The organism is Paenibacillus shirakamiensis (genome assembly GCF_017874255.1).
GTDB lineage: Bacteria > Bacillota > Bacilli > Paenibacillales > Paenibacillaceae > Fontibacillus > Fontibacillus shirakamiensis.
This window is the reverse complement of sequence record NZ_JAGGLD010000001.1, coordinates 940,232-961,185: the sequence shown is the minus strand read 5'-3', so window position 1 is coordinate 961,185 and position 20,954 is coordinate 940,232. Positions and strand designations below refer to the sequence as shown.

Here is a 20,954-nt window from a genome sequence, read left to right as displayed (position 1 = left end):
CTTTATCAGACTAATATTTTATTCAAATTTAATATGTCGCTATAAGCAGAAGTGCCATTCATCTGAATGGATTGACGGAAGGCTATAGGTTCTTGAAGACCGTCATATATTTGTTGATCCAACTTTCCATCGTAGACACCCTCAAGATCACATACTCGAACGAATCCCCGCTCCTTAAGCAAGGCCGAGTGAATCTTTTGTTCCACTTCCCGGACCTGACGAGGAATGACGATAGCATTGCATTTGGTGGCAAGAATCTCACCTAGCATATTCGAACCGGCCGCACCAATAAATAAATTGGAAGCTGCCATCCATGCCATCATGTTGGGCACATATTCTAGGACATGTAACCAAGGAAGTTCTGCCGCCCATTTTTTCAAACGAATCGCATCATCTTTTTCTAGGTATGGACCTGTCACAATGTAGGCTTGATCAAAATGCTCTTTGTTTTTCAGGAGAGATTTGACCATATTCTCCCATATGCGATAAGCCCCTTGTCCACCTCCCATACTAGCTACGATGATTTTTTCGTCTGGATGCAAACCGAGCTGCTCCCGAGCTTGACCTGGCGTAACTGTATAATCGTCAATTAAGTAACCTGTATAATGAATACGATCCAGTAGTTGAGACGGAATATCATAGTAATCCTCTAAGCTAAAAATAGCTGGATCTATATGCACACATATATAATCGTAATTCTGCTCAATCCACCGAGCCGGCTCTCCAGTGAAATATAATCGATTTGTCTTTTCTCGATCGAATAATACCCCTCGCAATGTCAGAACTTTTACACCGCTTCTCATTGTGTTGAGCGCAGGTATGAGTTCATTCTCTGCCCCAAAAGGTAGATGATTCACGAAGAAATAGTCCGGCGTATAATGACGAATGAATACTTCCGCCATCTCCGCCCTACATGCAAACAAAGCTTCTGATGGAAGTCCTTGACGCCCGGAAGTACCCCACCCTTTGGGTGAATCATAGTTCGTAAAAGCAGGCAGCTTGACCATATCCATACTTGAAGGGAGCAAATCCAATCCCTTAAATGCACCCGATAATCCAGAAAGAGATAGATCACTATATTGAGTGGTGAAATATTTAGCAATTTTAGCTGTTTCCGCTGTGTGACCTAAGCTTCGTCCATTGTGCCAATACATAGAAAATTTCACGTGTATCCCTCCATACAGTTCATCATTCTTTAGAGTTTGATGTTTGCTTCCTTGGCTATGATATCGTGGATGAAATTTAGAATCTCACTACGCATTTCTTCTTTTTTTAAGGCATATTCAATTGTGGTTTTGATGAAGCCTACTTTATCGCCAATATCATGTCTCTTCCCATTGAATTCAAAGGCTAATACACGTTCAAAATCATTCAAACTTGCAATCGCATCTGTGAGCTGTATTTCTCCTCCTGCACCTACTTCTTGATGTTCCAATATGTCAAAGATAGCGGGGGTTAGAATATACCTCCCCATGATGGCCAAATTCGAAGGTGCCTTGTCCATTGAAGGTTTCTCAATAAAGTCCCTCGCTTCATAGAGGCCATTTCCCATAAATTCTCCATCGACAATTCCATAGCGGGACACTTCACTGTAAGGAACAGGCTGTACGCCGATGACCGAGGATTGATTTTGGTAAAAAATATCCATCATCTGTTTGAGACAAGGGACAGCAGATTGAACAATATCATCTCCCAGCAAAACCGCAAAAGGTTCATTTCCTATGAACTTTCTAGCACACCACACAGCATGTCCAAGCCCTCTTGGTTCTTTTTGCCTTATATAATGGATATCCGCCAAATTAGAGGAAGAGATGACTTTTTCATATAGTTCAATATTGCCTTTTTCAAGCAACGCTTTTTCCAGTTCAAAAGATCGGTCAAAATGATCTTCAATAGCTCTTTTACCTTTTCCGCTCACAATAATGATGTCTTCAATGCCAGAAGCCACGGCCTCTTCAACAATAAATTGAATGGCTGGCGTGTCCACGATTGGAAGCATTTCTTTCGGCATAACTTTAGTTACGGGGAGAAAGCGTGTACCCAGACCTGCTGCGGGTATGATAGCCTTACGGATCTTCATAGAGTCCCTCCTATTCATTTCACTTGCTAAATAAATTTCTGCCTAACGCTGCTCAGAATTTAGAAGTATATTAAATAGAATTCATTAGGGAAATGAACATGAAGAATAACGTTATTTTGACTGGAAAGAAGAGTCGTTGTGTTGTTATATCAAAAGGGTAGTTCAGTTAACAGCATAGAAAGTGAGAGGATTCATGCGCTCATGAGGTTATGCAAGTAAAGTACTTAGGCATAAGTTGAATGCAAGAGCATTGAAAAAGATTGAAAGTGTTGCTTTGTAATCAATAAGAAATGTGACTTTCTTGCGAATGTACAAAGTGACTTTGTCTTTTGTGTGGTTTAAAGATTTGAGGGGTGTATTCTAGTATAATGCATTGGAGTGAATTAATTTTGATTGTATAACATTTTTTGCTACAGCTTGTTCATAGGTTCTGATATCGTGCATTACTGAGACATTAAGTGTATCTACTCCTCCCCTCATTTTGTCGAACTTGTAGGTAAAATACAATTCTAGTACTACACAAAGATGATTACTAATTTTATGTATTTGAAAATGCTTTTCAGAGCTAGTATATTATTTACATATGCATCTTAATTTGTACTAATAATATAGTTATAAAATTTCAGTAAGTAAAGACTTTTATTGTAAAATAATTAAATAATTAGGTAAAATTACCTTTAAAAAGGGATAAAATGTATAAAAATGTTACTTTTTACATATGCGCAATTTGTTAAAATGACACGTATACAACATGTCTCATCTGTGGTAATTTGAATTTGTACCTAAATAATGGAAAAGGAAGTGAGTTATGAAGAAGAATAGTGTCTTGGTTCTCCTGTTACTCTGTTTTGCCTTATTTACCATTATTCCATTAACTGCATCAGCAGCAACGAATGTGCAAGTAACAGGTCAAGGACAATTAAGAATCAGTGCTGATTTTAGCGGATCTTACGCAGATTTAGTCGTAACTAATCAAACTGGACAAGCCGTGTATACTAGAGCCTTTAGTTCTTATGGTGGATCTGGAAAAATCATTGCTTCTATTCCTAACTTGCCTTATGGCACGTACACCATATCTATTGGTGGACCCGCACTGAGTTTATCTAATTTTCAATATGGATTTTAATAATATGTAATATGTTAGTTGAGAAAGCCTCGAATTCGAGGCTTTTTTGTTATCCTTATGATGATTTCGAGTCGATTTTTCACATAAAAAAAGAACCTGATTCTCAGGTTCTGTGGTTCACAACTATCAGCTACTGAAATAAATGGTCACCGTTCGTCTGAATAACATCCCGATACCAGTAGAAGCTGTCTTTTTTGAATCGATGCAATGTCTTCTCTTCCCTCTCATTACGGTCAATATATACGAACCCATATCTTTTTTGGTATCCGTTGAGCCAGCTCAAAACATCAGTAAATGACCAACTACAGTAGCCTATCAATTCCACCCCATCATTCATTGCTTGAAGGCACTGAATCAGATGAGACTTTAGATACGCAATGCGATAATCGTCATGAATAGTCTGATCTTTCTCCAACTTGTCGAATTCACCTAGACCATTCTCCGTAATAAATACGGGGAGCTGGTAGCGGCTTGTGATCCGCCGAAGACCAATTCGTAGTCCAATGGGATCAATCGCCCAGTCCCAATTCGATGTCTCCAGATTTTGATTCGCTACCGTTTTGTAAAGACCAGGAATGCCAGTAGATTGATTACTGCCTTTCTCTCCTGTGGTATTCATGCGTCCCTCAGCTATGCCACCTAATGAATTGTGTTCATAGGTGATCGTCTGGTAGTAATTTACGCCTACAAAATCAGGCTTGCCCCGTTGCAATAGTTCCAGATCTCCCTCTTCAAAATGAGGGGCCAAACCTTGCTCTTCAAGATTCTGCAGAGGGATTGTGGGATATACTCCACGGCAGTATACATCCAGCCACCAATAGTTAGTGAATTCTTCGGCATTCTCGAAGGCAAGCATGTCTTCAGGCTTACTTGAAGCCGGATAAGCAGGAGAATAAGCAAAACTTGGTCCTATTTTCCCATGAGGTACATACTTTCTGAAAGATTGAATAGCTTTGGCATTCGCCAAAAAAGCATGATGATTCGCTTGATAAAATCGTCTGCGATCCTTGACGCCTGGTGGATGCATAGCTGTAATAAAACCATGGTTCGTGTTATAGTTCTGTTCGTTCAACGTTACCCAGTACTTCACTCGATCACCAAAACGTTGGAATAGTGTTACTGAATACCGATCGAAATCATCAATGATTCGGCGGGATTCCCAAGCGCCATATTCATCCATTAAGGCTTGTGGAACATCCCAATGATAAAGCGTGAGTACGGGTTCAATGTCATGGGCAAGGAGTTCATTAATTAGATCATCATAGAACTGCAAGCCCGCTTCATTGACCTCCCCATAACCCTTAGGATAAATGCGTGGCCAACTCACAGAAAAACGATACGCTTTGAGTCCCATTTCTGACATGAGTGCAATATCTTCCCGATAACGATGATAATGATCCATCGCCACATCTCCGTTGGTTTCTTCAAAAGTTTTCCCGCTTATCTTCGTGAATTCATCCCACACCGATGGGCCTTTTCCATCTTCATTCCAAGCGCCTTCAATTTGGTAAGCGGCAGATGCCGAACCCCAAAGAAAATTCGCTGGGAAAGGACGCAAATGATTATGGATCATGCCTACTCCTCCTAAACCATATGTTTCCATGAAGTATGCCCTATCCCATTTAATTTTATGGTGTATTGTTTTGAAATTTCTAAACTGGTAGTGCTCATTATAACAGCTGCTTTATTTGATTTGGGTATGGATCTCGATGCTTCGCTTCTTATCATTCCAAGCGACTTCAGCCCCTAGGGCTTCGCTAATTAGGCGTAGGGGAACCATCATGATTCCCTTAACCATAAAAGGAGGCGTCTTCAGTTGAATCATATGTCCATTTACGGATGTTTGCATGGAACCTTTTTTGAGGTTAATGGTGTGCTCTTAGCCTTCTAATATATCAGCCCGCAAGTCCGTTGCGATGTCCATCATTTTGGGGATAACCGCTTCGTTTGTCACAGCGACATAGATGTCTCCCATATATAAGCGAAAAGGAATTTCCAAATCTTCATAGGTCCACATAAAGAAATCTCCTTCAATGGTCATGGTGCTCTCGGCCCCCGTTACAACTAACTTTGTGGAATATGCAAAATCTGAAAGCGATGCGAAATACTGTATGCATTCTTCCAATGTAATAGAGGGAAGTCCACCCTGTTCTCCTTGCATAGATCGAGTTATACGAAACCGTTGACTCATAAAAAATGCCTCCTTTTATCTTCATTCTATTTTAATGTACCCTTCTATTATAGCGTTGTCGCATGAATAGACTCTTTGTAATTCATCAACCAATAACTGTACGTACAAAAAAGATCGGCCATTTCTGGTCTCGATCTTTTTTTGGGATGCTTTTATTCAGGATATGCATCTTTAATTTCTTGAATGTTTTTGTAATGTTGCGCAATAAAGAGATGAATATAGTCATTTCCATTTCGATAATTAAACGCTTGGGAAATCCGTTGGATTTCTTGATCTAACCATGCCAAAGTAACTTGATCTCCAGCCACTAGCTGTATTTTCCGCTTCTTCTTATGCCACTCTGTAAGAAAAAAACGTGCACAAAGAAAATACTCCAATCTATCCCATCCTACTTTACTATCTAAGGCAAATTCAATTGTTTCATTATATACTTTTTTTGCTTTGGTGGGAGATGTAACCGTGAAAAAGAGAAGGAATTTCCCATGCTCGCTAAGATATTCAGGACCCTTTATCATATGATAGGCCTTATTAGCAATCTTAGAGGCTTGCTCATACTTACCAAGCTTGAGTAGAGGCAAGAGCACTTGACTATACGTATTTTCTGGGATAGAGCCACAGCGCAGTTTACCTTCAAGGATAGGTTTCATGGCTTGCATGCCTCGTTTGATATAATCAATTCTGAACATATATATACCGAATAAATTTTGCTCACAAGCTTTACAATCGGCCAAACCGTCTCTTGGGATCGTTCGCCACAATTTATATGCCTTTGCGGCTGCATCAAAGTTCCCTATTGATAGTGTATAATTCACTTGTTTATGATAATAAGCTCTTAGATTATAGCCATATTGTTCACTCATAACTTTGAAATGTTCGAACAAAGATTCAATCTGCTCTAGACGGATTTCTGGTATTTTCCAGATTGCCCCTAAAATCCACTTGTAATACCATAACAATTCATGATACGAATACTTACCAGGATTGCCCTCGAATTTGGCTAGGCACCAAGCAAATGCAATAATCATTTTTTCTGAGGCCCCGGCCTCCGAAGCTGCCGTTAAATAAGAGATGCGAGTCTGATAGGCATCTTCTTCGGTCATGTAGAGGTCAGCAATTCGAATCATTTTCTCCATGACCATTATTTTCTGCTTTCCCTGAGGAAGTTCCCAACTCATACGTCTTAATTCATTATAACGCTCTCTCATTGCAGCGCACCATTAGCATTCTCAAATCCTCTGTTCATAAAATGAAGGAGCGAATCATTCATCAAGCGAAGTTCCTCTGGCCCCATAGGATGATTACCTAGTAGCAGAGCTTGCGTATAAAACAACTCGATGCTAGCTTTTTGCAAGGTGAGATCACTCGACTCCATAGCTTTGCGCACCATTACATTATTATAATTAAAACAAAGCTTTGCATAGGGCTTCTCATATAATTCATCCTTAATCACAAGTACGATATCAGAAAAAAGAGGGTTAGCTACTTTTTCGCTTTCTTCAGTTAATCTAAAAAAATTCACTTCTTGATTCGTGTTATACATGACTGGAATCTCAGATGGTTCGAACCAGCGGACTAGAGGCTGACATTGGAATTTCTCCAATAGATGACTAGCATACTTTAGAAAGGGTTGAGTCAATGCATGATCCTCATTGTCCAACTCTTCAAAGCGATTAGAGAATTTTAGAATATCCAACACTTCTACAGTGATGTGGGGTTCAACTTGCGTAAGATTGCGCACCAAATCGAGATCATGTACATAACCTCCGTTAATAACCATTAACTCCTGGGCTTTCGCTACCCTTGCTATTTGTCTAAATTCATCTAAAGAAGCTGTTACTAAGATGGTTGTATGATCCTTAAGAATATCATCCATCTTCATATCCCCATAAGAAGTTTCGAACTTAAGATGCCGGATAAAAAGTTCATATAATGCATCATCTTCAACCGCCATCGTCTTCAGAGAAACATAGTGAATGCGAATAATCTGTTGAAATAGATCCATATCCTTGTCCACTAACTCAATAAGGTAGCGTTTGATACACACTCCTAATTCATCACATACCGCATGAAACAGATCATTTTCTTGGAATCCTTCACGAGAAGCTGTAGGCTTAAGGCTAGTCGTATTGATTATACTGTTAACGAAAAATGCCCAAGAAGGCAGGATATTGCTCATTTTATCGGATAAAAGCATATTTTTCAGATACACGCGATGCTTCTTTTCATCTTGAAGACTGACCGCATAAGGAAGAATATGCGCTATACCTGTAACCCCACCAAGGTGTGAGTGCAGCGGGATGATATCGATGGGTGTAGAATAATCCGTACGTTCAACGTATTCCATAGCTTCTTTTTTGCTCATTAGCCAAGGGGGGCTCGACTCGTTGATATTCATATTATAATTATCTTCACTCAGAACAATCGGCGTAGGTAGATATTCCCCATATTTGTTCAAAAGATTTGAAACTTGATAATATTCGAAGTACTCTTCATATTCAGGCTTCGCAGATAAATACACCGTTGTGCCGATCGGTACTTTTTTAGTAAGCGTCTTTAGAGAATACGTGCCATCCGGTCTGCCTCTCCATTCCAATCCTTCCTCACTAACCGCCGAACGTGTTATAAGTACAATCTCCTCACTAATCACAAAGCAAGAGAGAATCCCAACACCAAAATGACCTATAAAGTCATCCGAAGTATCTAAGTTTTCCTTTTTAATCGAACTTCCTATCCGTGCTAAAAATAATTCAATATCTGTTTGTGTAAGACCTAGACCATTATCTGAAAAGGACATCCTTCTAGGAGTTGAAGTGAATAACTCCACTTTAATCTGCCCTTCAAATGTATGGCCTAATCTCTTCCTGCCCGTTATCGCATCGATGCCATTTTGGAGAAGTTCTCGTATAAAAACACCGGGGTCGGAGTATAAATGGTTGGATAAAAGATCAATAATTCCTTGCAAATTAACTTGAAAATTCATATTATTCATTTGAATCCCTCTATTGTTTTATAATGTATATCATCCATATACAATATAACAGTTATGTAAGATTGCACACATAATATTTGTAAAAATTCATATTATTTCCTCGAAATATAGAACATGATGTCAAATGGAATACTGAAATCTATATCATTAGCAAAAAAAAAGAGCGACTTCGTTAAAAACGAATCGCTTCTCAGCCTATGATCTAACTTATTTATGTCACTCTATGGAGATATACATTCCACTTGTTTAAATTTTGGGCGCCAGTATTCCGTAATGAACAAGGTCCTCGAATCTATCTTCTTTGTATATATGCTCAAGTAGCACGCCTTCCCTCACCATGCCTATTTTCTCCATAACTCGCCCTGATCCTATATTAGTAGCAAAGTATCGCGCATACACTTTGTTATAATTCTTTTCTTGGAATGCAAAATCAAGTACAGCACGAGCGGCCTCCGTGGCATAACCGTTCCCCCAATGTTCTTCTCCCATCCAGTAGCCAAGTTCTCCTAATCTATATTGTTGATTATGAGATATTCCTATTGCTCCGTATAGTTCATTCGTGATTCGATCTGCTACCGCAAACTCATAGAATAGATTATGGATGAAATTTTCTTCATGCGTTTTAATCCATGACAATGCGCACTCCAGTGAGTATGGGTAAGGAAGATTTAATGTACTTTTATATAGATTATAATTATTGCAGTATTCAAAGACACGTTGTGCATCTGATAATTCAAAAGGTCTCAGCATTAATCTTTCCGTAGTCATTGTTCTTTCTAATGACTTATACATATACCATGCCTCCTTAGTATCAAATCTCAACTCCGCCCGCTCTTTGCTTCATCCCAAGCCTTTTTAAAAGCATAGATTGAATCATAACGTTGTTCTCGTTCTTGACTCACGGCTCGCAGAGCTACTTCATACAGGGAGGAACTTGCTTCCCACTTGGAGAAAGAGCGGTCCAGCTCACCGCCAAGTAAAGTAAATGCGATGGCTCCCATAGTAAATACATTCGTAATCGGATCAATAGGAGCATCTAATGTGAACTCTTCAGGGGATTTTAATCGTGTAGTCCCCCAAAATTGTTCCCCGCTATCATTAACAGAAGGACCTAATCGATAGAAATCAATATCACAAACTTTAGTCACATTAGTAGAAAAATCATATAGGATGCTTCCATCATAAAAATCTACAGCTACATATCCTTTAGACTCTACAAATCTATGAAAATCATAGATAACGTCTAGCGAATTAAGCCTTTGTCCGATGGATAGCTGCCTGAACTTGTAAAAAGGTGAATTAGGATGGGCAAGCTTCTCTGCTCCAGCAAATAACCAATGAGAATGCAAGCATTCGCCATCCACCCAATCAAATATGGCTGCATATCCATCAGCTGTCTTAAAATGCTCAACTAATCGAATTAGCGCAGGATGTTCCAAGACCTCGTATAAAGGCACTGCCTTGTAAAGCGTGTCGATAGCATCCCTTGGTTCTCCCTTGTATTCCATGGGACGGGATCCCGCATACTTGATGAATTTCTTCTTTCCGTCCTTTTCCACTCCAAAACAGATGTTACCCGAATCCTGTTGGTCGAACACATTCACCACGGTTCCAAATGGCTTGATCCAACTAAAATCATGAGGTTCTTGCAGCTCAAAAGAAACACGATCTAAATGAACCATATAAGTATCTTGACTCATATCATGAACTCCTTATGTAAAAATTAAAATTTTATCCTAAATGGGAGAGTTTATAAATAAAACTGCCTCTAAAATAAGCCATCTTATAAGTACAACGCTACTCTATAAAGATTAGTTACTATATTACGTTCCAATTCCCTCGATATTATAGTTAATGTAGATTAGCACAACCCCTCCTGTGGATGGATTGTGCTAATTAATCATCTCGGTTGTATTGATATCTTAAGGGTGTAACTTTAGGTTGTCCATAAATAGGGTGAGTTGCTGAACCATATCTTTTGACTTGGTATGGTGAATATAATGAGATGCATCTAGTGTTATGACTTTACCATCGTGAGATTGTTTGGCCTGTTCTTCATGCAGTGGTACCCAATCCTTAACGGATGTGTCCTTCAAACCTACAAACAACAACACGGGAAGAGTTGTAGGGAATGTTTCTTTCTGCGCAGATGTAAAGTTCGTATAAAAGTGCTCCATTTCATTTAAGAGCGTCGAATTATTCATGTTTTTAAGCAAAAGCATGTTCATCTGCTTCTTTGTCTGCTCATCAAAAGTTGTATTAACATATGGATCTGGACTTAACTTCACAACCAGTCTAGCCAGACCTGATGCTCTGAGAAATTTGAACGTTCGAATTGGAAATTCCGTATCCATTCCCTCTTGTTGCGGCACACTGCTGTCTATTCCTACAAAAGCGCTCACTTCGCTTCTATAAGTATTTACATAGTCCAATCCGTAAATACCTGCAATGGAATGTCCCATTAAGATATAACGATCGATATTTAGGCGCTGTAGTGCTTCATGAATTTCATGGGTAATGTTCTCAGTGGTACGCTCCTTTTCCGTTCCATCGCTCAATCCATATCCAAAGGGTTCAATCACTATCACCTTATAATTTGGTGAAAGCTCTTCGATTAATGGCTTGAAATCCAATGCCGGTGCTGCTGTTCCATACCCAGGTAGGAGAACAATGGTCTCTTTCCCTTGACCTTCAATGAGCACATTCATATGTTTTCCATCTACAGGGACGAGCTGACCGTAGGTTTCTATTTTCCGTTGTTCGAGTTGATTACAGACCCCATTTACTATGAATACAATGACCAAGAATAACAAGATGGCAACAGCTACAGCACCCATCCCTTTAGCTAAAAGTTTAAACCATGTATGCTTCCTCTTTATTGGTGATTCTTCTTTTGTGTTCATTTTTCATCGTCCCCTATCCTCATCTGTATAATTTAATCCAAGCATATACAGTGAAGATGGACTCCTCATGACGACAATATGAACGCAATATGAACGACTCGAATTAAACGGTACATCTCTTTCTTACGACTCTCCCTCCTTGATTTTGGGTAGGGTAACAATAAAGGTGGCTCCTCTTCCCTGTTCACTGTCCACCTGCACTTCCCCTTGATGAAGCTTTAAAATCTGCTTCACGATAGAGAGTCCTAGCCCACTTCCTTCATACTTCCGACTATGGGAATGATCCGCCTTGTAAAACCGCTCGAATATCCGCTTTTGATCTTCTTCAGAAATACCAATTCCTGCATCTGCTATTCGGATAGTCACGTTACTAATTTCGTCTCTCATACTGACGCTAATCCTACCGCCTTCCGAAGAGAATTTAATGCTGTTTCCTATGAGATTCATCCAAACTTGATTAAGCTGATCGTGATCTGCTCTGAAGGATACGGCTCTAAGATTGAGTTCAAAATGGATAGCACGTGCCGTCCACTGCGGCTGAATAGCTACGATAACTCTTCTGATCTGTTCGTCCAAATTCTGAACAGTCCACTTTGGTTGTTGGGACTGAGACTCTAGCATACTGAGTTGCATTAAGCTATCACTCATATGGGACATTCGTTCGGCTTCAGCAATAATAATTTCGAGATATCTACTCCGGTCCTGTTCCGAGATATTCACTTGTTTAAGTGCCATAGCATATCCAGAAATTGAAGTGAGTGGCGATCGAACCTCATGCGACACATTGGTCACAAAATCTCTGCGCATCTGCTCTATCCGTTGTAGATTATGCATCATCTCTTCAAAACTACGTGCCAAAGTTCCTAACTCACCCGATTGCTTAATATTAAGCTTAATATTGAAATCTCCCGCTGCTATATGCTTAGTCGCTTGGGTCAGTTTTTTGATAGGTCTGATTAAAAATATAGCGGCTATCAACATCAGTAAACTTCCCGCTACTAAGGAGTACATCAAGAAGTTGAAAATCCACTTAATAATAAATGAGGAGGAAGAATTCGCACGCTGCTCGACGAACAGCGCTCTCATTCCTTTCTCTGTATGAAGCGGTATGCCTACAAGAATAGGATCAATATCATTTGTCTTCACTTGGACGATACTCCCATGTATCACTTCATTTATTTGCTTCTGGGACACCTTAGTGTAATGCTCTCCTTGAACAGTTCCATAAGCTTGCAATTCACCTAGATTGTCAAAAATCCGAATGCGGTAGGAATTAAGCTGTTTCATTGTACTTACAAGCGTCTGAGCTTCCTGCAAAGGAAATGATTCGTAGATGTGCGCAATATCTTGACCAAAGTCCAGCAATGTAACTTTTAGATTGTCATTCAGTTTATCTTCAAATAGCCAAGTAGCTACAAAAAAAGCTATAATTATGCCTCCAATTACGGAGACCAGAAAGCTTAGAACTACACGTATGTATAAGGATTTAATCATGACATGATCTCTAGTCGGTAGCCGAGACCTCGTACCGTTTCAATACAAAAATCGGGTGTGCCCACAAAGCGCTCGCGTAATCTTTTTATATGTACATCAATAGTACGATCATCCCCGGCATAATCCATACCCCAAATTTGGTCTATTAATTGCTCTCGGGTAAATACTTGTCCGGGTGTTCCAGAAAGCTTATATAACAATTCGAATTCCTTGAGAGGTAATACAAGTGAATTTGCTCCACACAAGACTTTATATGTCTTCCGATCTAGAGTAATACTACCGAATTGGATAGTCTGAGTGAAAGCCATCTTATATCGTTTGAGAAGTGACTTCACTCGAACCGTTAATTCCAGAGGATCAAATGGCTTCGTAAGATAATCGTCTGTCCCGAGTTCAAATCCTTTTACTTTCTCCCAAGTCTCTCCCCTTGCCGTAAGCATCAGGAGCGGAAGATCCGGGCTCCTTTTGCGAAGTTCCTTACATAACGCCCAACCATCCATATTGGGCATCATAATATCAAGCACAACAAGATCAATATGTACTGAAGTATAGACGGTCAGTGCCTCCTTTCCATCCTTAGCTTCCACGGTGTCAAATCCATCATTGCGAAGAAATAAACAGACGAGTTCTCGTATATTTGCATCGTCATCAGCAACCAATATTGTAGGCATATCATCCCTCTTCTCCACTTTTTTCATCTGATTGTAACATATCCGAATTTCCTAAGATTAACTACTCAGTCTGGAATAATATCCTTAAATAAGATATGAATGCAAAAAAATCCGCTTAAACCGCGGATCTTCTTGATTGTAAATAAGGCTATCTGAGTACGAATGAATTAGAGCCGTGTTCCTCCTACCATCGTCCACTGCACCTCATACCTCTCATTCAAGAGGACCAAATCTGCATCATAACCTATTTCAATTCTTCCTTTGCTGTGCAGACCGAGAATACGAGCAGGGGATGTGGAAGACATGTGAACAGCATCTGTGAACGATATTCCGTTCTCTACCGTTAAACGAACGGCATCGTTCATCGTTACCGTACTGGAAGCAAGCGTACCGTCCGCTAATCGAGCAACACCTTCAATTACCGTTACATGATGTCCACCGAATAAGTACTCTCCATCCCCCAGCCCCATGGCCTGAAGTGCATCCGTAATGAGTACCATCCCTTCGGGTCCCTTGATGCGATGCATTAAACGGATAATGGCCGGATGAAGGTGAACTTGATCTACAATGGCTTGCAGACTTACATGCGATTCTTCAAATGCAGCTACGACGATGCCGGGATCTCGGTGATGAATGGGTCTCATTCCATTAAAGCAATGGGTTACATGACTAGCTCCTGCACTAAAAGCTTCTTTCGCTTCTTCGTACGTAGCATCTGAATGGGCAACAGCTATAATCACGCCTTGATCCTTCAGATAAGATATGAGCTCTAATCCGCCTGGTAATTCGGGAGCAATCGTCACCATTTTGATTAAAGAACCTGCTTCTTCAAAAATAAGCTTCATTTCATCAAGGTCCGGGTGACGAAGATACTTCTCATTTTGCATCCCTTTTCGTAGCGGATTCAAATACGGTCCCTCTAAGTGAATGCCTGCAATCTTAGCTCCCTGTTCATGGCCGATAACTGATTTTACACTTCGAATCATACGCAGGAGATCTTCTATTGTTGAACTGACTGAAGTAGCTAGGAATGAGGTGCATCCCGTTGCAGCACATGCTTTGGACACCTCTTGAATGCTAGTCTGTGTGCCGTCCATCATATCGTAACCTTGGGCTCCGTGAATATGCACATCGATCATACCGGGGATGAGCCACATTCCATGTCCATCGATCTGTTCATAACCCTCGTATTGTTGTTCATCATCCTGTACTTTATCTGTATCGATCCGTTCGATTTTACCCGCCTTGACCCACACGGAGACGGATGAAAGTATTTGCTGTGGTAGGACAAGATTGACTCCTCGAATTACAGTGTTATTCATATCTACTCCACTCCATCCTGAGCGTTATTTGTTGTACATTCAAACAAGGTAATATTTTTCCGATCTAATACTTCTTTCATTTCCTCAGAAATGGATTGATCCGTCACGATGATATCTACATAATCTATATCTAACTTGAACCTTGACTTCGCTGAAAATTTGGAGTGGTCTGCCACTAAGATCACCTGATCTGACTGTTTGGCCATTTCTTTCTTCACTCGAACGTCCTCTTCATAAGGGTAATAAAGTCCATCGGATTGAACGGATGTTGCACCAATATACGCCTTATCTGCTTTTATTTCACTGATCTTATCCAAGACCGAAGGGCCATATAATAGCCGATTTTGAGTATGAAGATAGCCGCCTAGCACGTAGATACTTAGATCCTCTCTTTTAGAAAGAACCCCTGCATTGTCAATGGAATGGGTAACTGCGGTAATTTGTCTTGCCTGAATATGTTCCGCTACAAATTGTACGGTAGTTGATACATCAAAAAATACGGTCTCATGATCGTGAATTAGCTTCGCGGCAAGTTGACCAATGTGATTCTTACTAGAGGACCCCTCAATAAGACGATCTTGATAGGAAGACAACACCTTCTGAAGCTCGGGAAGAGCTACCCCTCCATGCGTCCGAACGACTACGCCTTCTTGGACCAACTTCACAATATCTCTCCGCGCTGTATCTCGGGATACTTCAAACTTGGAGCAGATCTCGCCTACACTCATCGATTCATGTTGTTGTAAATAATCAAGAATTTTCAAAAGTCTAGCTTCTTGAAACACGGGGCTGACCTCCTAGTCTAAGTATTAAGCTTTTATGATATAAGTATATATAAGTATTTTATTATTTTCAACAAGTATTTCTCTATTATATTTAAGTATATATAAGTAATTTAAAATGCTAAGACTTATTATATGCATAATAAAAAAGCCCTAGAGATCTCTCTAGGGCTGGGTCAGACCAATCTAAGGAATAATCTTCCATACATTGGTGCCCGTTGGGATTTCCCCTTGTGTCCACCATTTGGCTTCATAGTTAACATTGTTGTAGGTTACTTTGTTGCCCCCAACATATACGGTGGTCGCGCTCCAAGCGGGATACGTTCCTACACCACCAGCACCTGTTGTTTTGACCGTTAATACTGAAGAGGCGGCTGAGGCTTTGCCTGATGAGTCGATGGCTGCCACCGTATAGGTATAAGAAGTTGTGCTTGTTAATCCCGTATTTGTATAAGTCGTTGAAGTTGTCGTACCCACAGCAATGTTATTGCGATACACTTGATAGCTTGTTGCTCCGGCTACAGCAGACCAATTCAGCGTAACACTGTTCTCTGTGACAGCGCTTGATTTCAGATTAGCTGGAGCATTAAGAGTACTACCTCCGCCAAAATCTACATCTGCTACACTTATATAAGCTGTAGGTGCGCCTGAATTTTCCCAGATAGCTAAAATAACTTGATACCCTGTTCGCTGCGGAACATTACAAGTGGTCGTGTGATAGTTGGTCGGACTTGCTCCATTTAGATCCTCTTGACAGAAAGGTGTAAGGTCGAAGGATGCTCTTGTAAGGGGAGCATTCGGATTCCAGTCTTGTTTCGTGATGAAATACTTGAAACTTGTCGTTGCATGAGCGGCATTTAGCTGCCAACTGAGAGGCTGCACACCTGCTTTAAAAGGGACTTTGGTCCAACGGGTTGAGGTCTGCTCATCCAGCTTAGGGAAGGTGTTGTTAGCGCTTGCAATATGTCCATCCGCAGGGCCACCGTTTGGAAACCCTTTAGGTGCTTCTGCACTTTGCGGTTCATAGGCTGCGCCTGCGCAATCCGTATTAATATTATTTTTGCACAATAAGGCACGACTTGCAGGTGAATCCAAATACCCGTGTGCTGAGCTTGTACTAGGAAAAAGAACCATTAACAAGGTTAGGGTTAACAATACACCCCCTGCGACAACTAACTTGTTCCACAGAGCTGGTTTGGGCAAAACTGCATTCATTATTCATTCCTCCTCAGATTGGTTTTGACTGAAAAGATCGCCTACATCTTTCTGTATGACGAACCACACCTCCTTTACTTCGGAATAAGTGCGTTAGATGACTGAACTGTGATGGTATATATCCCATTTTTAAATGGATATATATTACATATTATATTTATGAATGGAATATTCTACAACGGTTTTACAAAATAAATCTGAATATTAAAAAAAAGCCCATGATCAGGCTTTTCTCTTGGAGCGCCATACTCCGTTACAGCATCAGAGTCTATTCTAATGTAATTGTCTCATGCCAAGTGGAATTGGATAATACCACAACTTTCTCTGAAAGCCATTGTTCATGACCTATTCTGATAGCTTTCTCTCCTTCTTTTAAGGTGCTATATTCTCTAGATGAAGTACTGAATGCACCTATTTTATGCGTTAGACCGGGTACATCCGTTTTTTGATATATCTGAAAGTGATATGTTGTCTCTCCTAAAGTTACACAGTTATATTTTAGAATTAAAGACTCAGAGTGCTCAGGGGACTCGAGTTCAATATAATTATAAGTATAGGTAGAGAAAAGGGAGGATAGACAAATGTGCCATACAACAAAGATGATTCCTATAGCAACTGTGATACGAGATAATTTGCTTATTTCTATATCATTCCTCTTAAGAATAGCTAGATATAATGCAAAAACAGCATGTAAAAATATAGGTATCATTAGCCAACTTATATCCAAAACGATAAAGTTATAGCCGAGTCTAGCTAAGACATAAGCCGCTATGTCTATTGTAAAAAGGGATAATAATATAGTACGAATCGTTCCTTTGCTAACTAGCAAAATTTTTGTTGGAGTACTCTCTGTATTTTGTATACTATCCATGGTTATATGCTCCTCTACCAACTTTGTATAGTGGGAAAGTAATCTCTTCCTTTTAGAATATTAATAAATTCCTTTTATGTATGATATACAACTAATTTCCAATACACAATCTATCAATAACACTAAATAATGCAAAAGAACCTTCAATCCAATAGAGATTAAAGGTTCTTTTTATACGTTATTCTCAATTTAATGCTAGAGACTAAGTACGGGCTCTTTTTTTTTAGTTAAACCTAACGTCTCCGCAGTTGAATGATGGATGCTCTGTAGCAGGTCTGGATGATCCATCAAAGATAATCCGTAGGACGGAATCATTTCTTTGATCTTAGGTTCCCATTCTTTCAATTGTTGCGGGAAGCACTTCTGGAATATCTCGAACATCACAGGAACAGCTGTTGAAGCTCCTGGGGAGGCGCCGAGTAACGCTGCAATGGAACCATCGGCTGCTGTAATGACTTCAGTACCAAATTGAAGTGTACCCTTACCACCTGCTTCGGTATCTTTGATCACCTGTACACGTTGACCGGCTACAACCAGATCCCAATCTTCGAGTTTGGCGTTCGGAATGAACTCACGTAGTTCTTCTAGTCTCTGTTCTTTGGATAACATCAGTTGCTGAATCAGGTATTTTGTCAAAGACATTTCTTTTGCACCTGCCGCTAACATCGTTAAGACATTGTTGGGTTTGACCGAAGTGATTAAATCGAACATAGAGCCCGTTTTTAAGAACTTAGGAGAAAATCCGGCAAAGGGTCCGAACAGTAACGATTTTTTGTTGTCGATAAAACGTGTATCCAGATGGGGAACGGACATCGGCGGAGCGCCCACTTTGGCTTTGCCATATACTTTGGCATGATGTTGTTCAATCACTTCTGGATTATTACACACCATGAAAATCCCGCTAACCGGGAATCCACCAATATGCTTTCCTTCAGGAATACCTGTCTTTTGCAGTAAATGTAAGCTTCCGCCTCCGCCGCCAATGAACACAAATTTAGCTTGATGGCGTTCCACTTGACTATTATTTAAATTGCGCACTTTAAGTTCCCAAGAACCGTCACTCGTGCGCTTGATATTGTCTACGCTATGTTTGTAATGAATGTCAACATTTCTAGACTGTAAATGCTCAAAAAGGATGCGCGTTAAAGCACCAAAGTTCACATCCGTTCCCGAGTCGATTTTTGTGGCCGCTATCGCATCGTTAGAAGAACGTTGATTCATTATGAGAGGAATCCATTCCTTCAGTTGCTCGGGGTTCTCTGAATATTCCATACCTTGGAATAAGGGATTGTTCGTAAGCGCTTCAAAACGTTTCTTCAAGAAAAGAATGTCATCTTTCCCTTGCACCATGCTCATGTGAGGCAAAGCCATAATGAAATCTTCAGGATTACGTATTAACTTGCTCTGCACAAGATAAGACCAGAACTGCATGGAGACCTGGAACTGTTCATTAATTGCAATGGCTTTACTAATATCTATAGATCCGTCTTTCTTCTCAACCGTGTAGTTGAGCTCGCATAATGCGGCATGACCCGTTCCAGCATTATTCCATTCATTCGAGCTTTCTTCGCCTGCTTGTTCTAGCTTCTCAAACACTTTAATATTCCATTCGGGTACTAGTTCTTTCAAGAGTGTCCCTAAAGTCGCACTCATGATTCCGGCGCCAATCAAGATGACGTCTGTTTTAGTTTGGCTGCTGCTCATATTTACCATCCTTATACCTTGAAATTTGCAGAAAAAATGTAATAGCGACCTAGAAACACATCTTTTCCGTGTTAATTAACCCTACTTTAATGTATTATCATGCGTTTTTCGACTAAAATTTTTACTATTATTTGATAATTATAAACTATTTATAGCTGATAAAATAGTGAGAATTGTATGTTTTTGACTTCGGGAAAGATATTGTACGAGGCCATATTTTCCCCTGATTTGCAAGCGTTATCTCGAAATCATCTCATTAGTCTAAGTATGTCATTCTTCATTCTTCTCAACAACTTAAGTACATAAGGGGAAACAGGTACAATAGCATATTCAATCAACATGTTATTTGCTCCTCCTGATTCCGATGAGTTCCAAGATCCTCTCTAACATTTCTAGCCAAGCCCCCCCATCCTCCTAGGAATTCATAATCCATACAAAAAAACATCCCAGCTTCGGGATGTCAGTTCATTTATAATTCGCTACTTCATTACGCTATTCTCTCCATCTTGCCCTGATGCTCTCGGCCTCTTGAACCATTCTGTTGAACAGTTCGGACACCGTAGGAATATCATGAATCATGCCCGTCACTTGGCCTGCCCAGCCGAATCCCTCAGCTTCGACATCTTCGTAAATCCAGCGCTTATTCGCTTCTCCACTAATGTATTCTTTCAATGCCTCATAGGTTGGAGTCAATTGTTCGATAGCTAGGATATGATCGATGAAGTCATTACGCAGGACGCGAGCCGGAGCTCCTATGGAGCGCTTAATTACGGTTGTATCGGACTCCGAACGCTCTACTAAGGCTTTTTTGTAAGAAGAAGAGGCATGCACACATTCCTGCGTAGCGATAAACCTTGTGCCCATCTCAATACCTTCTGCTCCTAGTGCAAGTGCAGCCATATAACCCCGTCCATCTCCAATGCCTCCAGAAGCAACAACGGGAATCTGTACAGCATCAACCACCTGCGGCACGAGCACCATCGTTCCCACATCATCCCGACCTAAGTGTCCCCCGCCCTCTTGCCCCACAACAATGACTGCGGATGCTCCTAATTGTTCGGCTTTTTGAGCTTGTCTACGTGAGGACACAAGGACTAGGGTTTTTATATCTGTAGATTGTAATCGCTCCAAGATCGGTGCCGGGTTACCACCAGTAATAGATACCACAGGTACTTGCTCTTCGATCGCAACTTGTACTCGATCCATGTAGTTCGTACCATACATACCGATTGCAAAATTGACTCCAAATGGCTGACTCGTCAAGGTACGTGTCCGCTGTATCTCTTCGCGAAGTGCATGAGCATCATCCAGACTCATGGCCGTAATCTGGCCTAATCCGCCTGCATTGGATACAGCGCCAGCGAGATCGGCATAAGCTAAATAAGCTAGTCCCCCTTGAATGATTGGATATTTAATGCCTAGTAGATCTGTTATTCTTGTATTCCAGTTCATAGCAGTCTCTCCCTTCTCTTCCATTCTGCAAGCTTAAAACATACTTATCAGCATGACATCCAAAATGCAGTAACAAGAAATTAAGCTTATAAGGATTAGTCATTCGCATAGCTATAATGCCGCTACGTTCAATTGTGAACCTGCCAATCACCTG

At 40.4% G+C, this 20,954-nt stretch carries 18 protein-coding genes and 1 pseudogene; 1 reads left to right on the top strand and 18 read right to left on the bottom strand.

What is annotated here, in order from left to right; all coding sequences use genetic code 11:
• Positions 1–5 precede the first annotated feature (5 nt).
• Together J2Z69_RS19370 and galU are read right to left on the bottom strand one after the other, a co-directional pair.
• Positions 6–1,166 (bottom strand): glycosyltransferase family protein, encoded by a 1,161-nt coding sequence (locus J2Z69_RS19370; protein WP_209859582.1) that lies wholly within the window; start codon positions 1,164–1,166, stop codon positions 6–8.
• 29 nt (positions 1,167–1,195) lie between these two features.
• Positions 1,196–2,080: a UTP--glucose-1-phosphate uridylyltransferase GalU gene (galU, locus tag J2Z69_RS04640; RefSeq protein ID WP_209859580.1), complete on the bottom strand. Its 885-nt coding sequence runs from the start codon at positions 2,078–2,080 to the stop codon at positions 1,196–1,198.
• An 808-nt stretch (positions 2,081–2,888) separates the two neighbouring features.
• Between galU and J2Z69_RS04635 the strand changes: the two genes are divergently transcribed.
• A complete protein-coding gene (locus J2Z69_RS04635) occupies positions 2,889–3,206 on the top strand; it encodes a hypothetical protein (protein WP_209859578.1) in 318 nt (105 codons plus the stop codon).
• Between the two features lie 130 nt (positions 3,207–3,336).
• Here J2Z69_RS04635 and J2Z69_RS04630 read toward each other — a convergent pair whose 3' ends face one another.
• From J2Z69_RS04630 to J2Z69_RS04555, 16 genes and pseudogenes are all read right to left on the bottom strand, one after another.
• Complete coding sequence (locus J2Z69_RS04630) at positions 3,337–4,779, bottom strand: glycoside hydrolase family 1 protein (RefSeq protein ID WP_209859577.1); 1,443 nt, start codon at positions 4,777–4,779, stop codon at positions 3,337–3,339.
• A gap of 111 nt (positions 4,780–4,890) precedes the next feature.
• Positions 4,891–5,076, bottom strand: a complete 186-nt coding sequence (locus J2Z69_RS04625) for a copper amine oxidase N-terminal domain-containing protein (RefSeq protein WP_342591560.1) — start codon at positions 5,074–5,076, stop codon at positions 4,891–4,893.
• Between the two features lie 9 nt (positions 5,077–5,085).
• Positions 5,086–5,397 (bottom strand): hypothetical protein, encoded by a 312-nt coding sequence (locus J2Z69_RS04620; RefSeq protein WP_209859575.1) that lies wholly within the window; start codon positions 5,395–5,397, stop codon positions 5,086–5,088.
• 152 nt (positions 5,398–5,549) lie between these two features.
• Positions 5,550–6,602 carry a hypothetical protein gene (locus tag J2Z69_RS04615; RefSeq protein ID WP_209859574.1) on the bottom strand — a complete coding sequence of 351 codons (1,053 nt, stop codon included), beginning with the start codon at positions 6,600–6,602 and terminating at the stop codon, positions 5,550–5,552.
• On the bottom strand, positions 6,599–8,386 hold the full coding sequence (locus J2Z69_RS04610; protein WP_245338946.1) for an HSP90 family protein: 1,788 nt from the start codon (positions 8,384–8,386) through the stop codon (positions 6,599–6,601). Before J2Z69_RS04610 ends, J2Z69_RS04615 begins: the two co-directional genes overlap by 4 nt.
• Positions 8,387–8,632: 246 nt before the next feature.
• Positions 8,633–9,178, bottom strand: coding sequence for a GNAT family N-acetyltransferase (locus J2Z69_RS04605; RefSeq protein ID WP_209859573.1), 546 nt, complete (start codon positions 9,176–9,178; stop codon positions 8,633–8,635).
• 26 nt (positions 9,179–9,204) lie between these two features.
• Entirely contained in the window at positions 9,205–10,086 is an 882-nt protein-coding gene (locus tag J2Z69_RS04600) for a protein kinase family protein (RefSeq protein WP_209859572.1), read from the bottom strand.
• 222 nt (positions 10,087–10,308) lie between these two features.
• Positions 10,309–11,289: an alpha/beta hydrolase gene (locus J2Z69_RS04595; protein ID WP_209859570.1), complete on the bottom strand. Its 981-nt coding sequence runs from the start codon at positions 11,287–11,289 to the stop codon at positions 10,309–10,311.
• A gap of 123 nt (positions 11,290–11,412) precedes the next feature.
• Positions 11,413–12,783, bottom strand: coding sequence for a sensor histidine kinase (locus J2Z69_RS04590; RefSeq protein ID WP_209859568.1), 1,371 nt, complete (start codon positions 12,781–12,783; stop codon positions 11,413–11,415).
• Positions 12,780–13,454, bottom strand: coding sequence for a response regulator transcription factor (locus J2Z69_RS04585; RefSeq protein WP_209859566.1), 675 nt, complete (start codon positions 13,452–13,454; stop codon positions 12,780–12,782). Before J2Z69_RS04585 ends, J2Z69_RS04590 begins: the two co-directional genes overlap by 4 nt.
• A 167-nt stretch (positions 13,455–13,621) precedes the next feature.
• Positions 13,622–14,776, bottom strand: a complete 1,155-nt coding sequence (gene nagA, locus J2Z69_RS04580) for an N-acetylglucosamine-6-phosphate deacetylase (RefSeq protein ID WP_209859564.1) — start codon at positions 14,774–14,776, stop codon at positions 13,622–13,624.
• A gap of 2 nt (positions 14,777–14,778) precedes the next feature.
• Entirely contained in the window at positions 14,779–15,561 is a 783-nt protein-coding gene (locus J2Z69_RS04575) for a DeoR/GlpR family DNA-binding transcription regulator (protein ID WP_209859562.1), read from the bottom strand.
• Positions 15,562–15,744: 183 nt separating this feature from the next.
• Positions 15,745–16,773, bottom strand: a complete 1,029-nt coding sequence (locus J2Z69_RS19255; protein WP_209859560.1) for a lytic polysaccharide monooxygenase — start codon at positions 16,771–16,773, stop codon at positions 15,745–15,747.
• A gap of 268 nt (positions 16,774–17,041) precedes the next feature.
• On the bottom strand, positions 17,042–17,644 hold the full coding sequence (locus J2Z69_RS04565; RefSeq protein ID WP_209859558.1) for a hypothetical protein: 603 nt from the start codon (positions 17,642–17,644) through the stop codon (positions 17,042–17,044).
• Positions 17,645–17,839: 195 nt separating this feature from the next.
• Positions 17,840–19,375: pseudogene (locus J2Z69_RS04560) on the bottom strand (malate:quinone oxidoreductase); the annotation flags it as partial.
• A 465-nt stretch (positions 19,376–19,840) separates the two neighbouring features.
• On the bottom strand, positions 19,841–20,800 hold the full coding sequence (locus J2Z69_RS04555) for an NAD(P)H-dependent flavin oxidoreductase (RefSeq protein WP_209859554.1): 960 nt from the start codon (positions 20,798–20,800) through the stop codon (positions 19,841–19,843).
• Between the last annotated feature and the right edge of the window lie 154 nt (positions 20,801–20,954).